Here is a 21794-nt window from a genome sequence, read left to right on the forward strand (position 1 = left end):
CGGCCGGGCCGCGCCCCTTGAGAGCGAGAGGAAGGCCGGGACGGGTTTGAGCCCGTCCGGTCCGAGAGAGAGCGCCGGCGGGCTTTCCCGCTCCGCTCTCCCGAGGACGTCTCCCATGAATGCTCACACCCTTGCGGCGGCGCTGCCGACCGCCGCCGATCAGCCGACCGACGCTGCCGCCATCCATGCCGCGGCACTTCTCCTCCTTCCTCACATCGAGCGCGGCGAGCGCATCGACGCCGCGGTCTTGCGCACCGCCATGGAGACCGCCTTCGGCGCGTCCGATACTGCCGGCGCCTGGGACTGGAAGGACGCCTATGACGCCTGCGAAGCCGCAACCGTCCTCATGCTCCGCAAATACGGAAAGGCGCTTTTGCGCAAAGCCGGGTCTCCGGCTGCGGCGGTTCCTCTGTTCGGCAAGATCGCGGGACTTCTGCCCACCCACACGCGCCGCTCCGAGGAGGCGCAGGCCTTCCAGCAATTCTCGACGCCGATCCCGCTCGGCCTGGCCGCGATCACTGCGGCCGCCATCACACCCGCCGATCGCGTGCTCGAACCATCGGCCGGCACCGGCCTGCTCGCCATCCTCGCCGAGATCGCCGGCGGCACGCTTGTCCTCAACGAACTCGCCGAAACCCGGGCCGCACTCATCTCCTCCCTCTTTCCGGCCATTCCCGTGACCCGCTTCGACGCAGCCCAGATCGACGATCATCTCGACCCGGCGACCGTCCCAACAATCGTGGTGATGAACCCGCCATTCTCGGTCCTCGCCAATGTCGAGGGGCGTGTCGCCGACGCAGCCTATCGCCATCTCGCATCCGCGCTCGCGCGGCTCGCCGATGGCGGGCGCCTGGTCGCGATCACCGGCGCGAATTTCGGCCCCGACATACCGGCCTGGCGCGACGCCTTCGTCCGCCTGCAGGAGAGGGGCCGCGTCGTGTTCACCGCCGCCGTCCATGGCTCAGTCTATGCCAAGCACGGCACGACCGTCGAAACCCGGCTGACCGTGATCGACAAGATCCCGGCCGACGAGCCATCCGCATTTCCGGCGTCCCCCGGCACCGCTCCCGACATCGCCACGCTGATGACGTGGATCGCCGAGCATGTGCCGCCGCGCCTGGCTGTCGCGCCTGCTGTTCAGGTCATGCCGACCGGCGCCACGCCGCGCACCGTTCGCGGCTATCTCGCGCGCACCGCGGCGACATCGGCGACCCGCGTGGGCCTCGCCGATCCCGAGGGCGTGCCGCTCGCCTATGAGACCGTCGACTGGACCCCGGCCGAGGGCGCCCGCCTCAGCGACGCGATCTACGAGCAATACGGATTGCAGACGATCCGTATTCCCGGCTCTCAGGCCCATCCCACCAAGCTCGTGCAATCCGCCGCCATGGCCTCGGTCGCCCCGCCCAAGCCGAGCTATCGGCCGACGCTGCCAGCGACCATCATGGACTCGCTCTCAGACTCCCAGCTCGAAACCCTGATCTTCGCGGGCGAAGCCCATTCCGATTTTCTCGCAGGTTCCTGGACCATCGACGACACTTTCGATGTCGTGGCGGCCGCCGCCGATGATGCAAACGGCGTCGTCCGCTTCCGCCGCGGCTTCTTCATCGGCGACGGCACCGGCGTCGGAAAGGGGCGCGAGTCGGCCAGCATCGTGCTCGACAACTGGATGCAGGGCCGGCGCAAGGCGGTCTGGATCTCCAAATCCGACAAGCTGATTGAGGATGCGCAGCGCGACTGGTCCGCACTCGGCATGGAGCGCCTGCTGGTCACGCCGCTCTCGCGCTTCCCGCGGGGCAAGCCGATCGCTCTGCCGGAAGGCGTCCTATTTACAACCTATGCCACGCTGCGTTCCGACGACCGCGGCGAGAAGGTTTCGCGGGTCAAGCAGATCGTCGAATGGTTGGGCTCCGATTTCGACGGAGTGATCATTTTCGACGAGGCGCACGCGATGCAGAACGCTGGCGGCGGCAAGGGAGAACGGGGCGATGTCACGCCCTCGCAGCAAGGGCGCGCGGGGCTTCGCCTGCAGCACGCCTTGCCCAATGCCCGCGTCGTCTATGTCTCCGCCACCGGCGCCACCACGGTCCAGAACCTTGCCTACGCGCAGCGCCTCGGTCTGTGGGGTGGCGACGATTTTCCCTTCTCGACCCGCGCCGAGTTTGTCGAGGCGATCGAGGCCGGCGGCGTCGCGGCGATGGAGGTGCTTGCCCGCGACCTTCGCGCGCTCGGCCTCTACACCGCCCGATCGCTGTCGTTCGACGGCGTCGAATATGAGCTGGTCGAGCACGAGCTGACCGCCGAGCAGCGGCGCATCTACGATGCTTATGCCGGCGCCTTCGCCATCATCCACAACCATCTCGATGCGGCCATGCAGGCGGCCAACATCACCGGCTCGACCGGGACGTTGAACCGCCAGGCCAAATCCGCCGCGCGCTCCGCCTTCGAAAGCGCCAAGCAGCGTTTCTTCGGTCATCTGCTAACATCGATGAAGACGCCGACGTTGATCCGCTCGATCGCGGCGGACCTGGAGGCCGGGCATTCCGCGGTCATCCAGATCGTCTCGACCGGCGAGGCGCTGATGGAACGGCGCTTGGCCGAAGTTCCGACCGAGGAGTGGAATGACATTCGCGTCGACATCACGCCCCGCGAATATGTCCTCGATTATCTCGCCCATTCCTTCCCGGTGCAGCTCTACGAGCCCTTCAGCGACGGCGAGGGCAATATGTCCTCGCGTCCGGTCTTTCGCGACGGCCAGCCGGTCGAGAGCCGCGAGGCGGTCGCCCGCCGCACCGAGCTGATCGAGAAACTCGCGAGCCTTCCGCCGGTGCCGGGCGCGCTCGACCAGATCGTCCAGCATTTCGGCGCGGACGTGGTGGCCGAAGTCACCGGCCGCTCGCGTCGTATCGTGCGCAAGGGACAGCGCCTTGTGGTCGAGACCCGCGCGGCGTCCGCCAATCTCGCCGAGACCCAGGCCTTCATGGACGACATGAAGCGCGTGCTCGTGTTCAGCGATGCCGGCGGTACGGGCCGCAGCTACCATGCGGAGCTGTCGGCACGGAACACGCGGCTTCGCGTCCACTATCTGCTTGAGCCGGGCTGGAAAGCCGACGCCGCGATCCAAGGCCTCGGCCGCACCCACCGCACCAACCAGGCGCAGCCGCCGCTCTTCCGTCCGATCGCGACCAATGTGAAGGCGGAGAAGCGCTTCCTATCGACCATCGCGCGCCGGCTCGACACGCTGGGCGCGATCACGCGCGGACAGCGCCAGACCGGCGGCCAGGGCCTGTTCCGACCCGAGGACAATCTGGAGAGCCACTATGCGCGCGATGCGCTTCGCCAGCTCTACATCCTGATCGTCCGCGGCAAGATCGAAGGGTGCTCGCTCCAGCGGTTCGAGGACACGACCGGCCTGAAGCTGATGGACGACAACGGCATCAAGGACGAGCTCCCGCCGATCACAACCTTTCTCAACCGCCTGCTCGCGCTCACCATCGACCTGCAGGACGTCCTGTTCGCCGCCTTCGAGCAGCTTCTGACCGCCAAGGTCGAGGGCGCGATCGCCGCCGGCATCTACGACATCGGACTGGAGACGCTGCGCGCGGAGAGCTTCGTCGTCACCGATCGCCAGACCATCTACACCCATCCCGGCACCGGCGCGGAAACCAGCCTGCTGACCATCCAACAGCGCGAGCGCAACCGGCCGATGACCGCCGAGGAGGCGATGGCTTGGCTCGACGATCCGGTCGCCAAGTTGCTGGTCAACGAGCGCTCCCACCGCGCCGCGGTTCAGCTTCCAGCGCCTTCGCTGATGCTCGACGACGGGGAGATCGAACGCCGCGTGCGGCTGATCCGGCCGATGGAGCAGCATCACGCCTCCATCCGCATGATGGACGAAAGCCATTGGATCGCCGCCAGTCGCGCCGAGTTCACCGCCGCCTGGAACGCCGAGATCGCGGAGGTGCCAGCCTATTCCGATTCCACGATCCACATCGTCGCTGGCCTGCTGCTGCCGATCTGGAAGCGGCTGCCCAACGAGTCGAGCCGTGTCTATCGGCTCCAGACCGATGACGGGGAACGGATCATCGGCCGCCGCGTGTCGCCCGCATGGGTCGCCAACGCCACGACAGTCGGAACGACGAACCTGTCCGCCGACCATGCCTATGCCGCGCTCATCGAGGGCAAGACAATCCTCGATCTCGCCGAAGGCCTCCAACTCCGTCGCGTGCGCGTCATGGGCGCCGATCGCATCGAACTCTCCGGCTTCACCGACGCGATGCGCGAGCGCCTGCGCGCCTTTGGCCTCTTCAGCGAGATCATCTCGTGGAAGCTCCGCTTCTTCGTGCCCGTCGGCGCGGACGGCGCGACCATCATCGGCAAGCTGATCGGCACCTACCCGATCCAGCGCGTCGGCGAGCGGGAGGCAGCGTGATGGCCCGTCTCGACGCATCCGATCTCGCGCAACGTCTCGGCCGACAGGCCGAGGCGGTGTGCCGCCATTATCTCAGCAATGGCCACCGTCAGGGCAACTACTGGCAGGTGGGCGACGCCCGTAACACTAAGGGCCGCTCGATGTACGTCCGGCTCAAGGACTCGCCCAAAGGCCCCGCCGGGAAATGGACTGACGCCGCTACCGGCGAGCATGGAGACCTCCTCGACGTCATCCGCGAGAGCTGCGGCCTCATCGACTTCAAGGATGTCGCCGACGAGGCTCGGCTCTTCCTCAGCATGCCACCACCAGCGCCGGAACCCTCCGCCTTCCAGCCGCTGGCGCCCGCACCACATGGATCGCCCGAAGCCGCACGGCGCCTCATCCGCATGTCGCAGCCGATTGCGGGCACAATCGTCGCGGCGTATCTCCGGCAACGCGGCATTACGGATCTCCGTGGAGCCGGAAATCTGTATTTCCACCCGCACTGCTATTATCGCCCGGACGAGCATGCGCCGACCGAGACTTGGCCGGCCATGATCGCCGCTGTCACTGACCTCGACGGCATGATCACCGGGGCGCATCGCACCTGGCTCGACTCACGACGCCACGACAAGGCGCCATTCGAAACCCCGCGCCGGGCGATGGGCGATCTCCTCGGCAACGCGGTCCGCTTTGGCGCTGGTGGCGAAGTGATGGCAGCCGGCGAAGGCATCGAGACGGTCCTTTCAATCCGCCAGGTCGTGCCCAACATGCCGATGGTGGCGGCGCTCTCCGCGGCACATCTCGCCGCCATCCTGTTCCCGGACACGCTGCGGCGGCTCTACATCCTGCGCGATGACGATCCGGCAGGCGATGGTGCGCGTGACAGCCTGATCGAACGGGCGAACGCGGCCGGGATCGAGGCGATCGTGATCTCTCCACAGCTCGGGGACTTCAACGAGGATCTCCGCACCCTCGGCATCGCGACATTGCGCAGTCAGACTCGGGTACAGCTCGGGCCGCAGGACGTCGCACGCTTCATGGCGCTGGCGGCATAGCCGGTAAGGAAGCGGCAGCGGCCCCGCCGCCGTACTCGCTCAGACGCAGCGGATCGGAGAGGACCGCGCCTCGGCCTTCGAGAGGGCGATCGGCCCACAGGCAGGCCGGCCCGGCAATGGCTGCGGCCGACTATTTTCCGGCGCGGCCCCAAGGGGCCGCTTTCCATCGCGAAACAAAATAGCCGGCCTCCGCCATCCTCCGCTGACGCTCCGGCCCTCGCTCGCGCTCCGGGTGCAGGGCCGCCCCGCCGGTGTGCTTCGTCGCCATGAAGGCCGCGACGGTCGCGGTCCATCCGACGGAGCATCCGATGCGCGATCTCGACGACTACGAACCGCACCACGAATCCTCACCGACTGACCACGTCCTCAACGAATTGCAGCTCCACGGCTACCGGCCTTTCGCCGACGAACCCGATCAGCGGCTTCTGCCGGACGGCAACGCGGTCGCGGGCGCGGTCGCCGACATCTTCGACGCCCTGATCGTGACCCTGGAGGACACGCGCCTCGAACCCGACCTCGACGATCTCCTCTGGTCGACCGTGAACGTCTTTCATCGCGCCGCCGAACGGATCAACCGCGAGCTCGACGACAACGAGCAGGCCCAAAAGCGCTCCCAACGCGAACAGGACGGCAGCGAGGTGAAGTCGGTCGATCTCGAGCGCCTGATCGCCGAGGGCAAGACACAGGTCGAACGCCAGACCGCCTTCGAACTGATGCGCGACCAGGCCGCCGAGCACTACGAACGCCAGGTCGGCAAAGCCTGGCTCCCGCGGTCAGGATCGAAGGTCAATCATCGCAACCTCACCTCGGCGATGATCGACAGCCGCGACTTCATCATGGCGAAGAAGCGTGCCGAGCAGGAAGTGCTCCTGCCGCCTGGACCGAAGATCGCCGTCACCGGCGGGCTCGATTTCGACAACCATCACCTCATCTGGGCCAAGCTCGACCAGGTTCACGAGAAGCACCCCGACATGGTGCTGATCCACGGCAAGTCGCCGAAGGGTGCCGAGAAGATCGCTTCTCTCTGGGCCAGGAATCGCAATGTCCCACAGATCGGCTTTGCACCCGACTGGACGAAGCACGGCCGGGCAGCACCCTTCAAACGCAATGACGAGATGCTGCAAATCCTGCCGAAGGGCGTGCTGCACTTCCCCGGCACCGGCATCAATGACAACCTCGCCGACAAAGCCAAGAAGCTCGGCATCCCGGTGTGGAAATTCGGCGGCGCGTAAGCGCCGCCGCATCGGGCACCTGCTAAACGGCCAAGCCTATGGCATAACGCAACGAATGCAGCGACTGAAGCCACTCCCGAAACCGGCACGTTCGGACGCCGTTCTCGCTGCGGTTTTCCTGGAGAATGCCACCGTGAAGGCTGCAGCCGCCGAATGGGCGGCGGATCAAGGATTCGACAATCAAGCCCTTCATGCGATTGCAATTGCCATCGAACTCCTCCTCAAATCCTATCTGCTTAACGTCGCGACCGATGATGTTTGGAACCGCGCGAACATCGGGCACGATCTCGCCAAGGCACTCCATTATTCGGCTCAAGCCGGCTTGGTGCCTCCTTCACGCATCGAGTGGATTATCAGCCACCTCCATCCGCATTTTCAGCGTGGCGGGTTTCAGCGCGAGCCGTCGAGGAAATGGCCACCAGGCTTTGCGGATGACGCAGGTGAGGTCGCACGGCAGCTCGCGCAGACAGTACGGCTTCACCAACGTCACGGCCACATCGACTCGGCTTCCAGCCCGGAGAAGACCACTCCCCGCTGAATGGCGCTGGTCCTTGGTCCAGCCGATGGCCTGACGCCATCAACCCGTAAAGGGTCGGACTACGCATAGCGTGCCGCCGCGCCGGCGTTGCCTGCGCGGTGATTGCGGCCATCGGCCGAACACATCGGGCGCCTGTCAGCGGGGGGATGGTCCTCCGCTCGAAACAGGAGCCGGATCGATGTCCTTCCCCGACGCACACGCCTTCGCCTTCAGCCTCGCCACCACGCTGATGGCCGTCATCGTCATCTTCCGCGCGGGCGACGGCACTCTCTCGGTGACACCCGCAAACGAATACGACGGCGACGTCTCGGAGATCGTCCACGAGGTCGATCCCTTCGCGCCATGACGGCGCGCCACCCTTCCAGGCGACGCGGAGACCCCTGCGGTTTCCGCTCCCGACGGAGCACAGCTTTTGCTATGCTCCCGAATGCGCCGTGGTGGTGGTGGAAGGCGCGACCGTCAGAATTTGCTCTTTCGGAGACACCACCATGATTATCCTCGGCATTGTCCTATCCTTCGCAGCCATCGGCATCTTGTGCTGGTTGCTGTTCACGCTCGCGGTGTTCGCACTGCCATTCTTCGCGGGCGTGACCGCCGGCACCTGGGCCTATGACACTGGCGCGGGCTGGCTCGGCGCCATCCTTATCGGCATGCTCGGCGCCGGCCTGACGTTGGGCGTGGGGCAGCTCTTGCTTGGAATTGTCCGCCCGCTCTGGGCACGCCTGCTGATCGCGCTGGCATTTGTCGCACCCGCGGCGATCGCCGGCTTCCACGCCACGCATGGCATCGTGAAACACACCATGCCGTCGGAGACCTGGCAGCTCGTGTTCTCCGTCATCGGTGCGGTCGCGGTCGGCGTCACCGCGTTCGCGCGCGTCGCTGGGATGGCAAGCACCGGCCCGTCCAGCCAGGGCATTGCACCAGCCTGACACCACGACGGAACCGTCGCCGGGACGACCAGTCGGGGGTTTCAGCCCTCAGCGTTGTGCAGTTGGAGAGGGAGCCGCGTCACCGGAACCTGACTGAAGCCCATCGTGCGGCCGCCTCAACAGCGCCCGGATTTCTGCTCGGCGCCTCTGTGCGCGGGAACGGTGCAACACGAAGTCGAGGGCGTCATCTCCACTGGCCGACTTCGAAACGAAAGCTCGACCCTCGCCTGTACAAGGGGAGGACGGGTCGCAGATGATCTTCAGCTTGCGCCGTCTGCTGGTTGCGACCGGGTCGCCATGATCTTCCGTTCCTGATTGTCTCCAGACCGCTCCGAACGGCCTCTCCAATGGCCTGATCTGACCGAAGGACGGCTGCGCCTCGACCGCCTATGCCGCAACGGCGCGTCCCGACTTTCTTCCCCTGCCGGCCAAGGCCGTCATTCCTCGCGAAACAACAAAGTCGTTCCTGCCATCCTCCGCGTTGCTCCGGTCGCAAGCGATGCGGCGTCGGTCGCCTCCGGCCTGTCGATCGCCATCGAGGCCGCAATGGAGCGGTCCCGAAAACGAAACGGAGACTTACAATGGCGACCATCGGCACCTTCAAGAAGACCGGCTCGAACGAGTTCACCGGCGAAATCGTAACCCTCAGCGTCCAAGCCAAGGGCGTGCGCATCGTCCCCGACACCCGCGCCACCGGCGAGAACGCCCCCAGCCACCGGGTTCTGGTCGGCCGCGCGGAAATCGGCGCCGCCTGGTCCAAGCGCTCCAACGAGGGCCGCGACTATCTGGGCCTCAAGCTCGACGATCCGAGCTTCAACGCCCCCATCTACGCCAACCTCTTCGACGACGAGGACGGCGACACCCACTCGCTGATCTGGTCCCGCCCGACCCGCCGCGGCGACTGAGCCCCGAGCAAGGCCCCGGCCGAACAGGCCGGGGCCTTTCCACTGCTAGCGCGAATCACTTCGGCCGCCCGGCGAGGGCACCGCCAGCCCTGAGACGCCGATTACCCTCGCAATGGGCGCAAAGAACGACTATTATAGTCGTAGTTCTGGCAAGCGTGTGTCCGTCGGTGGGAGGTGATCATGCATGATCACCGCCCGACAATCGCGGGCCGCGCGCGCGTTGCTGGGGTGGACACAGGAGACGCTCGCTGACAAGGCCCGGACATCGCTAACCGCGCTCAAGCGCCTTGAGTCCGAAAGTGGATTAGAGGTGTACGAGTCGACGCGCGATCAGGTGCGAAGGGCGCTTGAAACAGCCGGTATCGTCCTGCTTTCCACCGACAAGGGCGAAGGAGTGCTGCTGCTCCATGAGCGGGACGACCGGCCGACGAGGCGTTAGCAGCGCCGTGATCGCGTGGCGCACACCATCCATCGCACGTTGTCACAGTAATGCCGGGCACGAGTGTTAACGAATGCTTTCCGCGCGAATATAGTCGCCTGATGGAATCCGCGATGCCGCCGTTTCTCGATGCGCCTCCGATCAGCCAGACCCTCACGGCCTATGACCGCGAGCATATGGTTCTCTATCTGCGCCTGCTCGATTCCTCGCGCGACGGAGCTGATTGGCGCGAAGCCGTCCAGATTCTCTTTGGCCTCGATACGGCACGTGAGCCGCAGCGGTGCCGCCAGGTCCATGACACGCATCTCGCCCGCGCGCAGTGGATGACCGAGCACGGCTATCGAGACTTGGTCCGCTCCGCACAGTGATCGCCGCGATGCCGTTTCGGCACCACCCTTTGCCGGCCCTCTGACTTCCACTGAACAACCCAGCCGGGAATCCTGACTCTCCCACAAATTCAAAGACTAGGGAGGATCGCGATGACACCAGATGCTTCCGGCTGGCGTTCATCGGAACGCTATGCGCACGTCGCCGACATGACCGCGTCCGACGTCGCGTGGGAATGGCTGCGCCGCAACGAAACCTACGACAGGGATTTTCAAGCGCTCGGCGACAGCGAAAGTGATCTGCGCACGCTGACCGACGGGATCGGGCAGCGGTGGGGGTTGCGATTTCCCCGTAGACCCGATGCAGGCACCTCCCGAAGCGCAGGTGATCTGGCTTCCCCAGGAAGACACAAGCGCCATCGTTCTTGGCCCACCTCCGGATATTCCGTCCGCAAGCGCTGATCCCCAACCGACGATCGACGCCGCCGTAAGCGTCGATGTCGGCAGCGAGACCCATCTGGTTCTCGATCTCGGAAACGGTCAGCGCGTAGCGCTTGTTCATCCGTCCGAGACACGACCCGCCAAATCTCTTGGCGCCTTCATCCCGCTCGGCCTGGAAGGCTTCGACCGGCTCCAATCGGTCGCCCGCTTGCTCTCCGCCCTCCATGGCCGCGCCATACCGCCCGACACCCGACTGACACGGCAGCAACGTGCTCGGCTGTGCCGGATGCTGCAGGCCTTCGACGGTCATCGCGCGGGCGCGACCCAGCAAGAAATTGCGCAGGTCATATTTCGGATCGGCGCTCTCGGTCGCGACGACTGGCAGGCATCTTCCGCCCGCCACGCCACCAAAGCCCTGCTTCGAGATGCCCGCGCGATGATGGTGGGTGGGTATCGCACGTTGCTTCGTCATCGGCGGCAACTTTAGCCGATCTCCATCCGACTCTTGGTGGGCGAATTTAGGCCCCCCTGAATTCGCCCTGCATCTCGCCGGCCCTGCTTCGCCAACGTGGCCTTCGTTACCCGCCGCTTCCCGGCGGCCCCAACGAACCCACGGAGGCCCTCCCATGCGACCTGATCTCGCCGTTCTCCCGCCGCGCTACCTGCGCACCAAGGAAGCCGCCGAATTCCTCAGCCTATCGGCCCGCACCCTCGAAAAGCATCGGACTTACGGAACGGGTCCGGCCTATCGCAAGCTCGGCGGTCGCGTCGTTTATGCGGTCGACGATCTTGAGGCCTGGGCCGAGCGCGGCGCCGTCACCTCCACCTCCGATCCGCGCGGCAGCGTGCTTCCGGCCAAGCGCCATACGCCTGCGCCGCCGGCACATGCCGGACGATACGCGCGCTGATCGCCCCCGGATTCCCGAATGGCGGCGCGACACCAGTCCCTCTCGGAGCGCGGGCAGCTCGATCTGTTCCGTGCGCTCCCCGGCGAGTTCGCAGCACGAGACGCACAGGATCTCATGGCCTATCCGTTTTTCTCCCTCTCCAAATCGCACCGCGTCGCGCCGATCGACTTCGCCGCCGGCAATGTGTCGATCCGCGTCGAGGCCGTGCCCGATCACGGCATGGCGACCATTTGGGACGCCGACATCCTGATCTGGGCGGCGAGCCAGATCGTCGAGGCGCGTGACGCCGGCCTGCGCACGTCGCGCCTGATGGTCGCCACGCCCTATGAAATTCTCAAATTCATCGGCCGCGGCACGTCCTTACGCGACTATCAGCGCTTGAAGGCCGCGCTCGATCGTCTGCAATCCACGACGGTCTGCACCTCGATCCGCCAATCCGCCGAGGGCCGGCGTCATCGCTTCTCGTGGATCAACGAGTGGAAGGAGCGCACCAACCGCAACGGCAAGCCGGACGGGATCGAGATGATCGTCCCGGACTGGTTTTATCAGGCCGTTCTCGACGATGCGCTCGTGCTGACGATCGACCGGGCCTATTTCGATCTCACAGGCGGGCTCGATCGCTGGCTCTATCGCCTGGTGCGCAAGCACGGCGGGCGCCAGCGCAATGGCTGGCGATTCGACTTTCGCCACCTCCACCAGAAATCCGGCGCGTTGTCACCGTACAAACGCTTCGCCTTCGAGCTGCGCGACATCATCCGTCGCCAGCCGCTTCCCGGCTACACGCTGTTCCTCGAGATCGAGGCCGGCGGCCGAACGTTGCTCGCTTTCGAGCGGACGCCGCCCTGTGGAAAAGCTGTGAAAGGCTTCGTGCCATCGGGAACCCGAAAGCGCGTGCCATCAGGAACCGGCCCCTCGTGCCAACGGGAACCGAAACACGGCCTAACCCACGACAGCAGAACCGAAAATCGCCTCGCTAACTTAGAATCTAACAGAGAATCTAACTTTGAAGAGCGCGCGCGAGAGGTGGAAAACCTCGTCCGGCAGGCCGCGAACGCGCTAAGCGCCGCTGGCAAGCGGCGCACCAGCAGCGCCGCTCTTACCAACGCTGGCGCGGCGAGAAACGGGACCTCCGGCCCTCCGCAGCTTCCCTTCGGTCCACGCCCGGGAGGCCGCCGATGATCGTGGCCTTCCTCAACCAGAAGGGCGGCGTCGGCAAGACGACGCTGGCGCTGCACCTAGCCGGCGAATGGGCCGGTAGGGGAAAGCGGGTCACGCTCGTCGATGCGGACCCCCAGGGTTCGGCGCTCGACTGGTCGCAGCAACGCGCCCGCGAGCACGCGCCGCGCCTGTTCGGCGTCGTCGGCCTGGCGCGCGACACGCTCCACCGTGAGGCGCCCGAGCTGGCGCGCGATGTCGATCATGTGGTGATCGACGGGCCGCCGCGCGTCGCCGGGCTGATGCGATCCGCGCTGCTCGCCGCCGACCTCGTGCTGATCCCCGTGCAGCCGTCGCCGCTCGATGGTTGGGCCTCGGCCGAGATGCTGGCGCTCCTGTCGGAGGCGCGCATCTATCGGCCGGAGCTTCGCGCTCGCTTCGTCCTCAATCGCTGCGGCGCGCGCACCGTGATCGCCCGCGAGACGGCCGAGACGCTCGCCGACCACGATCCGCCAGTGCTGCGCACGGCGATCGGACAGCGCGTCATCTACGCCGACGCCGCGCAATCGGGCCGGCTCGCTTTCGAGATCGACGACGACGGACCCGCCGCGCGCGAGATCGCGGCGCTCGTCACCGAGCTCGAAAGGATCTCACCATGAGCGAGCGATCCGAACGGCGCGGCTTTGCGGCACGTCCGACCAATCAAGAGGCCTGGATCAAGGCCGCAGATGCCACCGCGCCGCGCGCGCCGGACGATGAAGCCTTCACCGCCCGCATGACGATCGACGTCACGCCCGCCTTACGTGGACGGATCAAGATCGCTGCCTTCCGGCGCGGCGTTACCGTTGCCGACATGCTGCGCGAGATGCTCGCGCGCGAATTCCCACACATCGAAGGAGACCCCTCATGACCGGCGCCGCGGCCCCCCGCGCGCGCGGCGGCCCGACGCCGACCGCACGCCACCAAGACAATCTCACCCATGTCGAACTGACCTGGGTTGAGAAGAAGATCGAGAACTGGATCCGCTTCGGCACGCACGCCCACGAACAGATTCTCGATCGCCGTCGGCGTGTCCTGTCTTTTCGCCCCGGCGCGGTCTTCGCCTTCGTGCGCTGGGCCTCGAATGACTTCGGAACGATCATCTCGCGCATCGACGTCGTGCGCTCGGTTGCGCGCGGCGAGACGTACCAGACGCTGCCTTTCGTTCGTCCTGGCGGCGAAATCCTGCTGAAGGTCGAGAGCTGGCCCAGGGTCGAGCGCGTGCTGCAGGCGATCGACGCCATCGAGCGCATCGGCATCGATCCCGAAGCGGTTTCGCCCGATCATTGGCGTCACGTCCACAACCGGCTCGCTGCTGGACACGAGCCGCGCACCTACACGCTCGACCATCATCGCGCATTCCTGCTGCGCCGAAAGGCCGAGTCGTGAGCCGCGCCGGACTTCTCCTGGCGACGACGCTCGCCGCGCTCAGCGTCGGCTATCCCGGCCTCACGCCGATGCCCATCAAGCTGATCTGGAACGCATCGGCGAGCGCGCCCATCGGGTTCTATTCGATCGACTTCGACGGGCCGCTCGACGTTACCGATCTCGTTGCGGTCGATGCGCCCGAGCCGCTCGCGACATTCCTCGCCGAGCGCGGCTACCTGCCCAAGGGCGTGCCGCTGATGAAGCGCATCCTCGCCGTCTCCGGGCAGACCGTTTGCCGTTCGAACCTCACTATCACCGTCGATGGTGTGGAGGTCGGTGCGGCACTGGAGCGCGATCGCGCAGGCCGCGATCTTCCCGTCTGGCAAGGCTGCCGCCGGGTCCAGACTGGCGAAGTCTTCCTCATGAACTGGCAGGTCCGCGACAGCCTCGACGGCCGCTACTTCGGCCTGATCTCGACCGACCAGATCATCGGCCGTGCCGTCCCACTGTGGACCGATGAAGACGGCACCGGCCGCTTCGAATGGCGTGCGCCGACACGCTGACCGCCTTCCCATTCGGCGGGAGCGGTGCTCGCCGATGGCTGTCCCAATCCCCACCGCGAAGGAGACTGACATGCCCCAGATTGGCGAATTCACGCGCGACGAGACCGGCTTCGTCGGGCATCTGACGACGCTGGTTTTGAACCAGGACGTCATAATCATCGCAGCCGAACCGACCGAGGTTGAGAACGCACCGCAGTATCGCGTGCATGTCTTCGACGGCATGAACAATGAGCCGGGCGCGGAGATCGGCGCCGGATGGAAACGCTCCGGAGAGAAGGCCGGCGAATACGTCGCGCTGCTGATCGACGATCCGACATTCCCGCACCCGATCCGCGCCAACATGTTCCGCGACGACGATGGCGGCTCGGCCTGGTCGCTGCATTGGTCGCGTCCGCGCGATCGCGGCGAGAAGGACTGAGCGATGCTTGGCTCTCGTCAACCGAGGAGCCGTTCGATTGCGTCCGGGCCGCGCTGCGCTGCCCGGCGCATGGCTCTCCTCCTCCTTTCCGGCCTTAGCCTCGCGAGCATCATGCCGGCGATCACGATGGCGCAGGACTTGGGCGCCGATCGACCGTCGCCACGCGATCCCTATGGCGATCATATCGCCGAGGCTTCGCGGCGCTTCGGCGTTCCGATCGCATGGATCAGGGCGGTGATGCGTGCCGAAAGTGCAGGCGATCCACGCGCCCTTTCGCCGAAGGGCGCGATGGGCCTGATGCAGATCATGCCGCCCACTTGGGCAGGCTTGCGCCTTCGCCACCGTCTCGGCGCTGATCCTTATGATCCGCATGACAACATCATCGCCGGCGCCGGCTACATCCGCGAGCTGTTCGATCGCTACGGATCGCCCGGCTGGATCGCGGCCTACAATGCCGGTCCTGGTCGTTACGAGGACTCGCTGAAGGGCCGGGCGCTGCCCGCGGAAACGCGCGCCTATGTCGCCATCGTCGCGCCGTCGGTGACCAGCGGCGATGCGACTTGGCCGATCGTGGCCGCCGCGGCCGATGCACTCGCCTGGACACGCGCGCCGCTGTTCATCGCGCAAGCTGAGCGCATATCGATACCCGTTCCCGTACCGGCCGAGCGCGCTTCCGATGCCGCGATGACGACATCGTCCGTGCGCGATGTTTCCGCCATCGAGCCGCAGTCGGGCGGGCTGTTTGTCCCGCGTTCGGGCCAAAGGAATGCGCCATGAGCAGCCCGGTTCCTGATCGCACGATAGCGTGCTCAAGCGCGTCATGGTGTGCGTTGAGGGTAGAGGCAGGCAACACGACCGGACGATGGCAGGATAAAAGGCCGCGAGGTGCGGCTTGGGTCGGTTGTGGTTTTTCAATAGGTTATGAGGCGATTTCGCGATGTGCGGGATTTCCCCGCACCTCACGACTACGCCGATTTTCCTGCGATTTCCTGTGCTTGGCGCGATGTGCGAGGCATCAGCCATGACCGGCGACAGTGATTTCCGCATCCGGCCGGGCCGCATCCGCTCGACCCGTGCGCAGCAGGCTCGTCCCTTCATCGCGCAGGCTCTCGCCGCGGCGAAGAAGGCCGGGGCCGGCGTCTCACGCTCCGGCCGGATCGTGTCCGGCAACCGCTCGCGCTTCGGGCGGGGCCAGCGTGCGAGCATCCAGGCGAACCGGCTGCTCACCGCGCGAACGCGCGGCGCTGTCATCAAGGCGCGCGTCGTGCGCCAGACATCGCGCTCGGCGCCGCTCGCGACCCACCTCAATTATCTGCGCCGCGAAGGCGTGACCCGCGATGGGGAGAAGGCCCATCTCTTCGGTCCCGGGGGCGACGACGCCGATCCGAAGGCCTTTGCGGAACGGTGCCAGGACGACCGCCACCATTTCCGGTTCATCGTCTCGCCCGACGATGCGCCCGACATGGCCGACCTGCGGTCCTTCACCCGCGATCTCGTCACGCAGATGGAAAAGGATCTCGACACCCGCCTCGATTGGGTGGCGGTCGACCACTGGAACACCGAGCATCCCCATGTCCACCTGATCGTGCGCGGGGTCCGTGACGACGGGCAGGACCTCGTCATCTCACGCGACTACATCAAGGAAGGAATGCGCGACCGCGCGCGTGACCTCATCACGCAGGAATTAGGGCCGCGCACCGACCTCGACATCCAGCGCAGCCTGAAACGCCAGGTCGATGCCGAGCGCTTCACGCAGCTTGACCGCCAGCTTATCCGCGATGGCCATGCCACGGGCGTCATCGAGACGGCGATCGATCCGAACGTCCGGCTCGACGAATTTCATGCGCTGAAGGTCGGACGGCTCCGCAAGCTGGAAACACTCGGCCTCGCCGAGCAGGTCGGCCCCGGTCAATGGGCGATCGACACGAAGGCCGAGGCGACTCTGCGTGAACTCGGCGAGCGCGGCGACATCATCAAACGCATGCACCGGGCTTTGACGGATCGCGGCATCGAACGCGGCTCGGCGGGCTATGTGCTCGCGGCCGAAAGCCTCGATGCGCCCGTGATCGGCCGATTGGTCGATCGCGGTCTTGATGACGAGCTGAAGGGCTCCGCCTACGCCGTGGTCGACGGCGTCGACGGCCGCACCCATCACATCAAGCTGCCCGATCTCGAAGCCGCCGGTGACAGCGCGGCGGGTTCGATCGTCGAGTTGCGTGCGTTCGATGATGCACAGGGACAGCGCCGGGTCGCAATCGCCGTCCGCTCCGATCTCGATATCGATCGTCAGGTCACGGCAACCGGCGCGACTTGGCTCGATCGGCAGAACATCGCGCGCGAACCTGCCGCCCTGTCCGAGGCCGGCTTCGGCGCCGAGGTACGGCAGGCGCTGGATCGACGCGCGGATCATCTGGTCGGACAGGGCTTCGGCGAGCGACACGGCCAGCGTGTCACCTTCAATCGCGGGCTGATCGACACGCTGCGCCGTCGCGAGCTGGAAGCGGCCGGCGAAAAACTCTCCGCCGAAACAGGCCAGCCGTTCAATCGCGCGGGAAGCGGCGAGTATGTTGCCGGCACCTACCGCCAGCGTTTGGCACTCGCCTCCGGCCGCTTTGCCATGCTGGACGACGGCCTCGGCTTCCAACTCGTGCCCTGGTCACCCTCTCTGGAAAAGCACCTCGGCAAGCATGTTTCCGGCGTCGCCCGCGATGATGGCGGCATCGACTGGAGCTTTGGCCGCAAACGAGGGCTCGGCCTCTAACCTCTCTCCGAAAGGACCGTTCCAATGTCCGCCACGAAGATCCTATGGGGCCAGATCCTCACCGTTTTCCTGATCGTCCTCGCCACCACTTGGGGCGCAACGGAATGGGTGGCTTGGCGATTGGCGTTCCAGCCGGAGTTGGGCGCGCCGTGGTTCACGCTGTTCGGCTTTCCTTTCTATCTGCCACCCTCCTTCTTCTGGTGGTGGTACGGCTTCGACGCCTACGCACCCGCGATCTTCGTCGAAGGCGCTTTCATCGCGGCGTCCGGTGGCTTCATCTCGATCGCCGTCGCCATCGGCATGTCGGTCTGGCGTGCACGCGAGGCCAAGAAGGTCGAGACCTATGGCTCGGCGCGTTGGGCCGAGAAGAAGGAGGTGGAGACGGCCGGCCTTCTCGGTCCCGATGGTGTCGTGCTGGGACGCTACGAGCACGCTTATCTGCGCCATGATGGGCCTGAACATGTTCTGTGCTTCGCGCCCACCCGAAGCGGCAAGGGTGTTGGCCTCGTTGTGCCCTCGCTGTTGACCTGGCCGGGCTCGGCGATTGTTCACGACATCAAGGGCGAGAACTGGCAGCTCACCGCCGGCTTCCGCGCCAGGCACGGCCGCGTGCTGCTCTTTGACCCGACCAACACAAAATCCGCTGCCTACAATCCTCTGCTCGAGGTGCGCCGCGGCGAATGGGAGGTTCGCGACGTCCAGAACATCGCCGACATCCTGGTCGACCCAGAAGGGTCGTTGGACAAGCGGAACCATTGGGAAAAGACGAGCCATGCGCTGCTAGTCGGCGCGATCCTCCACGTCCTCTATGCGGAAAAGGACAAGACTCTGGCCGGCGTCGCGGCGTTCCTCTCTGATCCGAAGCGACCAATTGAATCCACCCTCGATGCGATGATGAAGACGGCGCATCTCGGCGACGCCGGACCGCATCCCGTGATCGCCAGCGCCGCACGCGAGCTCCTCAACAAATCCGACAACGAACGCTCAGGCGTGCTCTCTACCGCCATGTCGTTCCTGGGACTCTATCGCGATCCCGTCGTCGCCGAAGTGACGCGGCGCTGTGACTGGCGGATCTCCGATATCGTGGGCGGAAAATACCCGGCAACACTCTATCTCGTCGTGCCACCATCCGACATCAACCGCACCAAACCGCTTATCCGACTGATCCTCAATCAAATCGGCCGACGCCTGACCGAGGATCTGCAAGCAAAGGGCGAACGCCATCGTCTCCTGCTGATGTTGGACGAGTTTCCGGCGCTGGGGAGGCTCGACTTCTTTGAGTCAGCACTGGCCTTCATGGCCGGCTACGGTCTGAAGAGCTTCCTGATCGCGCAATCCCTAAACCAGATCGAAAAGGCCTACGGGGCGAACAATTCGATCCTCGACAATTGCCATGTGCGCGTCAGCTTCGCGACCAACGACGAGCGTACCGCCAAGCGCGTTTCGGACGCCCTCGGCACCGCCACCGAGATGAAGGCCATGAAGAACTATGCCGGCCACCGGCTGTCCCCCTGGCTTGGCCATCTGATGGTTTCGCGCTCGGAAACAGCTCGGCCACTGCTCACACCTGGCGAAATCATGCAGCTCCCTCCCACCGACGAGATCGTCATGGCGGCGGGCACGCCGCCGATTCGTGCGAAGAAGGCGCGCTATTACGAGGATGCTCGGTTCAAGGAACGCCTGCTGCCGCCGCCCGCGCTCACAACGTCGCAGCAAGGACAGCCCGACGATTGGACCACGCACCAGTTGCCAGCCCGACCACAGATTGCCGAGGCCACCTTGCTAGCGCAGCCCGCCGATGAAGATCCAACCGAGTCGGAACGCCGCCAGCAACCGGAACTCAATCGGGTGAACCCCGTCGAGAAGAAAGTGCCAATCGACAACCCGTTCGAGATCGATACCGATCGGGACGAGTCTGACGACGATGCCGTGCGCACCAGCCGTATGAACCGGCTCATGCAGGGCGTCGCGCGCCAGGTCTCGCTCGACCCCGGTGACGGCATGGAGCTGTGAGACGCCCGTGACGAAACCACCCCGCAAGCAACGCCTCTCCGTCTATCTCGACCCCTCTGTCATGAACCGGCTCGCAGATCACGCCGCGCGCCGCGACCATTCGCGATCGTTGGTCGCGGAGGCGGCGATCGAGTCATTCCTCTCACCCGATGCCGCCGAACGCCAGGAGGCCGTCATCACGAAACGCCTCGACCAGCTCGACCGACGCATGTCGCGGATGGAGCGCGATATCGGAATATCGGTCGAGATGCTCGCAGTCTTCGTGCGCTTCTGGGTGACCACCACACCGAGTTTGCCAGAACCTGCTGCGCAGGCCGCGCGCGCCAAAGCTGGCGAACGCTATGATCAGTTTGTCACAGCTCTCGGCCGCCGTCTCGCGAAGGGCCCGAAGCTTCATCAGGAGATTTCTGAGGACGTTGATGGCGAGGCAGAATAGCTCGTCAGATCGCGCACGCTCCTGCGTGAGCCCAAGCTGCTCTCCAAGGCCGCATTGAAGTCAGCAATAATCGACTGCCTCTCAATCCCTTATTCTTTCCAATCTCTCGGACATCCGCCCGAGTTCAAGCAAGGATGCCGCCTCCATCTTCCGCATGATCTGCGCCCGACACACCTTCACCGTGATTTCGCTGAGTGCAAACTTCGCAGCAATTTGCTTTGTGAGTTTTCCATCAAGTATCATGTCCATAACTTGGCGCTCGCGAACAGAAAGCGAATCGTACCGCGCGCGAAGATCAGCTGTCATTGTCTTCTCGTTTCGTCGGATTTGCGAAGTCTGGAGACCGAGATAGATCGCATCAAGTAGGTCTTGGTCCCTAAACGGCTTGGTCAGAAATTCGATCGCGCCAAACTTCATAGCCCGGACCGACATCGGGATATCCCCGTGCGCCGTAATGAACACGACCGGGATCTCCACACGCGTTCTGAAAAGCTCTTGTTGGAAATCCAAGCCGTTCTGACCCGGCATTCTAACGTCCAATACCAAGCAAATCGGCGTATCAGGAATCGACCACGCCAAAAACTCGTGCGTAGACGCAAAGGTGTGAATATCAAGTCCGACAGAACTCAGGAGATTTCTGAGCGCTTCACGCACGGAAAGATCATCGTCGACGACGGCTACCGTGCCGCCCACAACGACGGGCTGTTTCGACTGTCTCATAGTATTTTCTCCCTGTCGCCAGGCAGAGTAAAACAAAAGGTAGCGCCGCGCGGATTGGTCGGCTCAGCCCAAATATTACCGCCGTGAGATTCAATAATTGATCGGCATATTGAAAGTCCAATTCCCATGCCATCGCTCTTGGTGGAGTGAAAGGCATCGAAAAGATGCCTTACGAAGCCAGGATCGATACCGCCTCCCGTGTCTTCTATCGTGATCATCACGCCGGACGCGCTTGATTTAGCGGAGTTTATTCGAATCTCACGAACACTGCTCTGCAGCGTACCCATCGCATCTATCGCGTTCACGAGAAGGTTGAGTGCAACCTGTTGAAGTTGAATACGATCACCGAAGATCATGGGCAGATCACTCGACAGGTTCGTATAAACGGAAACTCGGCTTTCTCGGAAACGGCTTTGCAAAAGCCCCAGCACCTCTCTGATTACGACGTTGATCTCAATCCAGGACCTCTTTGGTTCTGCACGCATAGACAGCGCTTGGACGCGCTTGATGATTTCACTTGCTCGGTTTGCGTCGCTGACGATGCTATCTATCGAAGACGCGGCTTTTTCTAGGTTCGCGGGATCTCCGTGAATCCAGCGTGTACATGCATTGGCGTTGGTCACGATTGCGGCGAGCGGCTGATTGACCTCATGGGCGATTGAGGCAGCGATCTCGCCGAGAGTCGTGATCCGAGCGACGTGCGCAAGGCGGGTCTGCGCCTGTTCGGCCGCCACACGAGCGGTCTCCATCTTGACAGCGAGATAGGTCGTTGCCGCGATCGCCAGCAGGCTGATCGAGGTGTTGACGACTCCGGTTCCGAAGCTTCCACTCGGCGTCAGGATGTAGCTCGCGATCGTCAACGCGATGCATATTCCAGAGACCGTGCCCATGCCCCGCGTGTGGCTGAAGCGAGCCGACAATAGAACGACAATCACATAAAACGTCGCAGCGGATATCTCGTAAGGGGTTATGGTGTCGATGATGAAGATGCCGATAGTGAGGATGCCGATTGAACCGCCCCGGGTTTGTCGGAGGCCCCAACTCCTGAGAGGATGGGGCTATGACGAACAAGACGACGAACAAGTTCTCGCCTGAGGTGCGTGCCCGGGCTGTGCGGATGGTGCTGGATCACGAGGC

24 protein-coding genes are annotated in these 21794 nt (G+C 64.6%); 22 read left to right on the forward strand and 2 right to left on the reverse strand.

The genetic code is table 11. The features are described from left to right. The first annotated feature begins 115 nt into the window (after positions 1-115). The 22 genes from IED13_RS25505 to IED13_RS25610 all read left to right on the forward strand — a co-directional run bounded on the left by IED13_RS25505 (position 116) and on the right by IED13_RS25610 (position 19937). Entirely contained in the window at positions 116-4429 is a 4314-nt protein-coding gene (locus IED13_RS25505) for a strawberry notch family protein (protein ID WP_006022618.1), read from the forward strand. Continuing rightward, complete coding sequence (locus IED13_RS25510; RefSeq protein WP_006022617.1) at positions 4429-5466, forward strand: DUF7146 domain-containing protein; 1038 nt, start codon at positions 4429-4431, stop codon at positions 5464-5466. The genes IED13_RS25505 and IED13_RS25510 overlap by 1 nt, the downstream gene beginning before the upstream one ends. A 308-nt stretch (positions 5467-5774) precedes the next feature. Further along, complete coding sequence (locus tag IED13_RS25515) at positions 5775-6698, forward strand: DUF2493 domain-containing protein (RefSeq protein ID WP_006022616.1); 924 nt, start codon at positions 5775-5777, stop codon at positions 6696-6698. A gap of 133 nt (positions 6699-6831) precedes the next feature. Continuing rightward, complete coding sequence (locus IED13_RS25520; protein ID WP_137903083.1) at positions 6832-7236, forward strand: hypothetical protein; 405 nt, start codon at positions 6832-6834, stop codon at positions 7234-7236. 178 nt (positions 7237-7414) lie between these two features. After that, a complete protein-coding gene (locus tag IED13_RS25525; RefSeq protein ID WP_006022614.1) occupies positions 7415-7582 on the forward strand; it encodes a hypothetical protein in 168 nt (55 codons plus the stop codon). A 142-nt stretch (positions 7583-7724) separates the two neighbouring features. Next, a complete protein-coding gene (locus tag IED13_RS25530) occupies positions 7725-8165 on the forward strand; it encodes a hypothetical protein (RefSeq protein ID WP_006022613.1) in 441 nt (146 codons plus the stop codon). 581 nt (positions 8166-8746) lie between these two features. Beyond that, complete coding sequence (locus IED13_RS25535; protein ID WP_006022612.1) at positions 8747-9070, forward strand: DUF736 domain-containing protein; 324 nt, start codon at positions 8747-8749, stop codon at positions 9068-9070. A gap of 184 nt (positions 9071-9254) precedes the next feature. Then, on the forward strand, positions 9255-9509 hold the full coding sequence (locus IED13_RS25540; protein ID WP_006022611.1) for a helix-turn-helix domain-containing protein: 255 nt from the start codon (positions 9255-9257) through the stop codon (positions 9507-9509). 101 nt (positions 9510-9610) lie between these two features. Continuing rightward, positions 9611-9877: a DNA -binding domain-containing protein gene (locus tag IED13_RS25545; protein WP_024343455.1), complete on the forward strand. Its 267-nt coding sequence runs from the start codon at positions 9611-9613 to the stop codon at positions 9875-9877. A 111-nt stretch (positions 9878-9988) separates the two neighbouring features. Beyond that, positions 9989-10297 carry a transcriptional regulator domain-containing protein gene (locus IED13_RS25550; RefSeq protein WP_006022609.1) on the forward strand — a complete coding sequence of 103 codons (309 nt, stop codon included), beginning with the start codon at positions 9989-9991 and terminating at the stop codon, positions 10295-10297. Then, on the forward strand, positions 10221-10763 hold the full coding sequence (locus IED13_RS25555) for a DUF2285 domain-containing protein (RefSeq protein WP_223806899.1): 543 nt from the start codon (positions 10221-10223) through the stop codon (positions 10761-10763). The genes IED13_RS25550 and IED13_RS25555 overlap by 77 nt, the downstream gene beginning before the upstream one ends. A 139-nt stretch (positions 10764-10902) precedes the next feature. Beyond that, positions 10903-11184, forward strand: a complete 282-nt coding sequence (locus IED13_RS25560) for a helix-turn-helix transcriptional regulator (RefSeq protein ID WP_006022608.1) — start codon at positions 10903-10905, stop codon at positions 11182-11184. An 18-nt stretch (positions 11185-11202) separates the two neighbouring features. Then, entirely contained in the window at positions 11203-12363 is a 1161-nt protein-coding gene (locus tag IED13_RS25565; RefSeq protein ID WP_006022607.1) for a replication initiator protein A, read from the forward strand. Next, positions 12360-12998 (forward strand): ParA family partition ATPase, encoded by a 639-nt coding sequence (gene parA / locus IED13_RS25570; RefSeq protein WP_006022606.1) that lies wholly within the window; start codon positions 12360-12362, stop codon positions 12996-12998. The genes IED13_RS25565 and parA overlap by 4 nt, the downstream gene beginning before the upstream one ends. After that, positions 12995-13249, forward strand: a complete 255-nt coding sequence (locus tag IED13_RS25575; RefSeq protein WP_006022605.1) for a hypothetical protein — start codon at positions 12995-12997, stop codon at positions 13247-13249. Before parA ends, IED13_RS25575 begins: the two co-directional genes overlap by 4 nt. Further along, positions 13246-13767, forward strand: a complete 522-nt coding sequence (locus IED13_RS25580; protein ID WP_006022604.1) for a DUF2840 domain-containing protein — start codon at positions 13246-13248, stop codon at positions 13765-13767. The genes IED13_RS25575 and IED13_RS25580 overlap by 4 nt, the downstream gene beginning before the upstream one ends. Beyond that, positions 13764-14309: a S26 family signal peptidase gene (locus IED13_RS25585; protein WP_006022603.1), complete on the forward strand. Its 546-nt coding sequence runs from the start codon at positions 13764-13766 to the stop codon at positions 14307-14309. The genes IED13_RS25580 and IED13_RS25585 overlap by 4 nt, the downstream gene beginning before the upstream one ends. A gap of 70 nt (positions 14310-14379) precedes the next feature. After that, the gene (locus IED13_RS25590; RefSeq protein ID WP_006022602.1) at positions 14380-14727 is read left to right on the forward strand and encodes a DUF736 domain-containing protein; all 348 of its coding nucleotides are present in this window, start codon (positions 14380-14382) and stop codon (positions 14725-14727) included. A gap of 3 nt (positions 14728-14730) precedes the next feature. Then, complete coding sequence (locus IED13_RS25595; RefSeq protein WP_006022601.1) at positions 14731-15504, forward strand: lytic transglycosylase domain-containing protein; 774 nt, start codon at positions 14731-14733, stop codon at positions 15502-15504. Positions 15505-15748: 244 nt separating this feature from the next. Next, a complete protein-coding gene (locus IED13_RS25600; protein WP_033965849.1) occupies positions 15749-17488 on the forward strand; it encodes a relaxase/mobilization nuclease domain-containing protein in 1740 nt (579 codons plus the stop codon). 24 nt (positions 17489-17512) lie between these two features. Further along, a complete protein-coding gene (locus tag IED13_RS25605; protein WP_006022599.1) occupies positions 17513-19501 on the forward strand; it encodes a conjugal transfer protein TraG in 1989 nt (662 codons plus the stop codon). A 7-nt stretch (positions 19502-19508) separates the two neighbouring features. Continuing rightward, positions 19509-19937, forward strand: a complete 429-nt coding sequence (locus IED13_RS25610) for a hypothetical protein (protein ID WP_006022598.1) — start codon at positions 19509-19511, stop codon at positions 19935-19937. A gap of 81 nt (positions 19938-20018) precedes the next feature. Here the strand turns inward: IED13_RS25610 and IED13_RS25615 are convergent, their stop codons facing one another. Beyond that, the gene (locus IED13_RS25615; protein WP_006022597.1) at positions 20019-20657 is read right to left on the reverse strand and encodes a response regulator transcription factor; all 639 of its coding nucleotides are present in this window, start codon (positions 20655-20657) and stop codon (positions 20019-20021) included. Further along, positions 20654-21517 carry a sensor histidine kinase gene (locus tag IED13_RS25620; protein WP_248312771.1) on the reverse strand — a complete coding sequence of 288 codons (864 nt, stop codon included), beginning with the start codon at positions 21515-21517 and terminating at the stop codon, positions 20654-20656. The genes IED13_RS25615 and IED13_RS25620 overlap by 4 nt, the downstream gene beginning before the upstream one ends. Positions 21518-21794: the final 277 nt, after the last annotated feature.

Source organism: Allobosea spartocytisi (genome assembly GCF_014764685.1).
Classification (GTDB): domain Bacteria; phylum Pseudomonadota; class Alphaproteobacteria; order Rhizobiales; family Beijerinckiaceae; genus Allobosea; species Allobosea spartocytisi.